The 4,757-nt window shown below is 67.8% G+C and carries 4 protein-coding genes and 2 pseudogenes; 3 read left to right on the top strand and 3 right to left on the bottom strand.

What is annotated here, in order from left to right; all coding sequences use genetic code 11:
- Positions 1 to 437: 437 nt before the first annotated feature.
- Positions 438 to 1,031: a hypothetical protein gene (locus ACFYT4_RS36015; protein WP_389279087.1), complete on the top strand. Its 594-nt coding sequence runs from the start codon at positions 438 to 440 to the stop codon at positions 1,029 to 1,031.
- A gap of 144 nt (positions 1,032 to 1,175) precedes the next feature.
- Positions 1,176 to 1,315: pseudogene (locus ACFYT4_RS36010) on the top strand (AAA family ATPase); the annotation flags it as partial.
- 18 nt (positions 1,316 to 1,333) lie between these two features.
- On the opposite strand, the gene ACFYT4_RS36005 reads toward ACFYT4_RS36010, so the two are convergent.
- From ACFYT4_RS36005 to ACFYT4_RS35995, 3 genes and pseudogenes are all read right to left on the bottom strand, one after another.
- Positions 1,334 to 1,705, bottom strand: coding sequence for a hypothetical protein (locus ACFYT4_RS36005; protein WP_389279084.1), 372 nt, complete (start codon positions 1,703 to 1,705; stop codon positions 1,334 to 1,336).
- 352 nt (positions 1,706 to 2,057) lie between these two features.
- Positions 2,058 to 3,584: a hypothetical protein gene (locus ACFYT4_RS36000; RefSeq protein WP_389279081.1), complete on the bottom strand. Its 1,527-nt coding sequence runs from the start codon at positions 3,582 to 3,584 to the stop codon at positions 2,058 to 2,060.
- A 226-nt stretch (positions 3,585 to 3,810) separates the two neighbouring features.
- Positions 3,811 to 3,993: pseudogene (locus ACFYT4_RS35995) on the bottom strand (hypothetical protein); the annotation flags it as partial.
- A 116-nt stretch (positions 3,994 to 4,109) separates the two neighbouring features.
- Between ACFYT4_RS35995 and ACFYT4_RS35990 the strand changes: the two are divergent.
- Positions 4,110 to 4,400 carry a hypothetical protein gene (locus ACFYT4_RS35990; protein WP_389279078.1) on the top strand — a complete coding sequence of 97 codons (291 nt, stop codon included), beginning with the start codon at positions 4,110 to 4,112 and terminating at the stop codon, positions 4,398 to 4,400.
- Positions 4,401 to 4,757 lie beyond the last annotated feature (357 nt).

Here is a 4,757-nt window from a genome sequence, read left to right as displayed (position 1 = left end):
TGGCCCCGCGGCCGCTACTTGGCGGCTTCGCTGGTGCGGGCGGTGAGCTGGGAGATGCTGGGTAGGCCCAGGAAGACGGGGGACTGCTTCTTCTCCTGCTGGGCTTCGATCTGGGCGATCTTGTCCTCGGCGGCGAGGCTGATGGACAGTCCTTCGACTTCGCCAAGCCATCTCTCGCGTTCGGCTTCGGCGATCCTGTCTTTGAGGTTGTCGCGGATCTCTTCCAGGCGGGGCTTCTCGACCAGGGCGACGATCAGGACCGGGCAGCAGACGCAGGCTTGTCCGAACTAGTCCAGACGGCCTGGCGGGGTCGGATCGCAGTCGAGTGGCTCAAAGTAGTGGGCAACAATCCTGGCGCCAGCGAGCATTGGGCGTGTCGCGCCGCCAACTCCGGTCGGCCTGGTCGCCGTTCAACGGGCGCCCGGAGACGGGGGAGAATGCAGCACATGGATGACGCGTTCACACTGCTTCGGCAGGCCGTCGATCTGCTGCCGGAGGACGCAGCGGCAGAGAACGGACAGACGGTCGGGGATGTGCGCGAGGACATCGTGCGCCAGGAGTGGGAGATGGTGCTCGGCGTTCTCATCGAGATCGGGGATGTCCACCCCGTGTCCGCTGACTTCTGGGAACTCCTCGCCGAGGCCGCTCGCCAGATGATGCTCGACCGCAGCCGGCGTTGGTGCGAGTGGCGGGGCTGGGAAGTCCGACACGGCACCGTCCGGGCGACCCTGAGCCTGGTGGGTGCGGAGGAGGGCCGACGCCTGACTGCCTTTGCCGCAGACGGGCGGCTCCGGCCGATGTGGGACATTGGCAACCGCACCGCTGGCGGGGAGCAAGAACTGAACATCGCCCGGCTGTGGGTGGAGTATGCGCAGGAGCTCGGCCCGGGAGAGACCGCCGACGTTCGACTGGCTCCTCTGAGCCCCGAGCAGTGGAGGCACCTGAAGTGCGGCGATGTGATCACCATGTACGAAGCCCGACCTGTTTCCGGAACGGCCACCGTGATCGAGGTCCTGTCGCCGCGCGCCTGAGCTCATCTCGCGTCAGGCGGGCTCCGGCTGCAGCCAGGTGATCTTCGAAGACTGTCCGAGCTCAGATGGCGGGACCAGTACTGTTCCGGCGTCGGGGAACAACGGAGCAGTGGTTAACGGTAGCGACGGTTCCGCTTGTGGGTCACCAAGACCTTCACCGACCCCCGCCTCTGCGCAGCCATCGTCGACCGCCTCACCTTCGGCGGCAACATCATCGAGACCGGACCGACTCCTACCGCCTCGCCACGACCCGGGCCCGAGCCGAACACCAGCCTGCCAGCTGAAGTGAGACGGACCAACACTCACTGGGCATCGCCGCAGACCCCGAAGACACGAGCGACCCACTGATTCAATCGGGCCTCGAAGTCCGACGCTGAGGCGACGCCCGAGTCCGGGAGGGAACCCGCGTCGTCGAGGTCGGCGCTGAAGTCCACGTCGGCCCAGCCACCCCGGAACAGCACAACCGACAGCTCGGCCTCTCCCGGACCAGAGATGACCAAGCCAACCGAGTCGCGGTCATGCACCCGAGCCCTGTCGGTCTCCAGAGGCTGGGGCCACGACGCCTCAGCATCCCTCCAGGTCACCTGGCCCACTTCGAGGCCGGCCGACCTCCGGCCTACCGTCCGGCCAGCCAGAACCGCAGCCACCTCATCAAGATCAACAACTCTGTCCATGAGGGGATCACCCCTCATGGACGAACTCGGCGGTCCAGGAAATCCGGCACCGAGCCCCCGAGACAAGGGCGTCAGCCTGTTCCTACTTCTCACCGACATTTCAGGGCTGCCGACCTGCGAACGTTCTCGGAACCTACCGACAACCGTTCCCCTTTCTGACCTACGCAGCCAGCGTGTGACACCCACGGCTGGAGGACGCCGGACGGCTGTGACTGGGGCGCTTCTGCTGGCGGATGAGAGGTTGAGCTGGCGGGGCCCGTGCGTCGAGGTTGACGGGTGGATCTGAGTCCGGCTTTGCCCTGCTGTTTCCGTGGGGTGATCGGCTTGGTTGGGCGGTGGCGCTGCGCCGGATCTATGCCCCGTTGGACTCAGGTACCAGCTCCGCCATTACGGCCGGTGGCAGGGACGGGTTGGCGGCAGCGGCTTCCACCACTTGCCAGTCGTGGTCGGCGAGTAGTTCGACGATGACCTCTGGCGGCAGGGCCCGGTGCCCGGCAGCCACCCGCCGTGCTTGCCCGTCCGTCAAACAGGCGAGCAGTGCCGGGCCGGTCGCGTTGGGGTGCCGGGCGATCTCACGCAGTGCCTTCTGAACAGGCGGTATGTGTCTGGTCAGGTCCTCCAGCAGGGCGGGCGGGGTTTCCGGGTTGGCCGCCACCTTGGCGACGACCCGGGCTCCGTGGCGTTCGACCATGGACCGCAGCTGAGTTTCCGAGAGGCCGGGGTGGCGCGCGATGGACTTCACCACCTTCGCGTCGGGGTCGTCGGCCAGCACGTTGCGGGTCTCCGGCGGCAGATCACGCCGTTCGGCCAGGAGTATTCGCATCACCGGATTCGACGACCTGGACAGGTCCTCGATCTCGGAGGGAGAAGCGGCGGCGATCCGCGGCGGTAGGGACGGGCCGATCTTGGTGGCGGCGGCCAGGTCGGAGAGTACGTCGAGCGGCACGCGGGGGTTGTGCGCCAGTCCGCGCTGCACGTCGTGGCCCCGGTCGGCGGCCAGCACACGGATCAGGGCGTCGTCGATCGTCGGGTTCTCTGCGAGTTCGGCTCGAACGCCGGGAATAGGGTCACCGGTGAGCCGCGCCGCTGACTCCGGCGGCAGGTCGGGGCGGGCGGCGAGCTGGCAGCGCAGCAGTGACGAAGGGTGGTCGGCGAACCCGAGGAGAGCCCCGACCGGTGTGGCGGGGTTCCGCAGTGCCTGCTCCGCCTGCTCGTGGAGGGTGGACTCGTGCGAGCCTGCGCACGAGGCACCCGACCGCAGGTCGCAGTCGAGCCGCGGACAGTACGGATCGTGCGTGTAGGGCGTCTCCTCGCCGTCGCAGACCAGGCACCGCTCTGCCGGTGGCAGCCCCTCGCCGGTGATCAGCATGGCCAGGACCTGCGGTGGTGTCGTCTCGTTGGCCGCCACCGCGCGCCGGACCTCGGCATGCGGGTGGCGCGCGAGACGGGCCGCCAGGTCCGCCGTGGTCCACAACGCGAGTTCCGCGACGACCTGTACGTCCTGGTCAGCGGCGAGCGTCTCCCTCACATCGGCCGGAAGTCCGGGACAGGCGGCCAGCTTCGCCCGGCGATCGGCGTCGGGGTCCTGGGCGAAGAGCCGCGCCCACTCCGGGTCGCCGGCAAGCTCGTCGAGCAGGGCGAGCGCGGCTTGCGGCTGTGTGAGGGGGTTGATGTCGGCAGCGGTCAACCGGCCCTCGTACACGAGTCGCACAGTGCTCTCCTCGACCCGCGCGGCCAGGTCGACCGCCTGCTCGCGGCTGAGGTCCGCGCGGCCGGCGAGGCCATCGGCGATGTCCGCGTCCGCGACCGCGATCAGGCGCCCGACCAGCTCGAAAGGCAGAGCCTCATTGACGGCGAGGCCGTACAGTACATGATTCACAGGAAGACATCCTGCCGGACTGCGGTCGAACGGCCGATGGATTTCGGCCCAGGGAAAAGACCGCCACAGCCGCGAAGCGGCTGATCAAGGCGGCGGCCCAGAAGTTGATCGGCGCCCTGGCCGGTACCTGACACCCGTCAGTCCTCCGTGCCGTCCTCGTCGTCATCGAGTCCGGTCGCGTCGGGGTCCCGCAGCGGGCGCAGGTTGCCGCCCGCCGGCTGGGTGGCGGTGAATCCAGGCTCAGCCCGGCCAGGACGTCCTCGCGCACCGCCTCCCAGCCCTTGCCGTCCAGCAGGCGGGCGCGGGGGTCGGACCAGCGGTGCGAGGGGGAGGCGAAGATGTCGCGGCGCTTGAGCGCGCGGAACAGCTGCTCCAGCACGCACACCACGTACGCGTCGCGGTCCACCGCGCCCTGCGGCAGTTCGGCGAAGGTTATTTAGGGTGCGAAAGCGGTATGCGCGGTTCAGAGCACTGTTGACCTTGAAGGCAAGTAAGGCAAGTGATCGGGCCGGTAGGGTGTCGAACGTGATCGAGCAGGCAATCGTGGTCCACGGTCCAGCGGCTGGTCAGGTCGTCGATGTCGAGCTCAACGCGATCAGGTGGCCCCCGGGCTACCTGATGGTGGGGCGCCTGCCGGACGGGAAGCCCGCCGTTGCGGTGCCGCCCAAGCTGTCGAGCGAGGTTCCGCTGTCGGAGCTGGAGACATACGTGCTGGCGGTATACCGCAGCAACGGCCACCCGGCGAAGGACGAGAACAGGCGCTGGTACTACCTGTGGCGCGATCCCAGGCAGCGCGTCGGCGGTCCGCTTCGGTGACGGTGCAGCGGGTGGAAGGCCAGAACACAGCCCGGTCTATCTAGGACTAGAGCGCACCATACGCAGGTCGGATCGGGTGCTAGGCAAGTGTGACTTCGGAAACGGTTCGGTCGAACCGTTTCCGGGGCGATCGTTCGAAGTGCGGCAACACGTCCAGGAAGTGGTTCGGTCGAACCAAAGTCGGGCGCCGGTGTCGATGTCCCGAACATGCCATACGTGCCTGAACAACCGGGAGATATCTGTCAGGCATGAGCCCCGGAGGCGGGCCTTGACCCCGAATCCTGAACACGGGTTATGCGGCTGATGCCAGCGTAGTTGGTGGTGCTTCGAGTGTGGCTTCGTAGGTGATGGGGCTGC

It is taken from the genome of Streptomyces sp. NPDC004609, assembly GCF_042873655.1.
GTDB lineage: Bacteria > Actinomycetota > Actinomycetes > Streptomycetales > Streptomycetaceae > Streptomyces.
The sequence above is the reverse complement of the archived record's forward strand: the minus strand, read 5'-3'. Positions and strand labels throughout refer to the sequence as shown.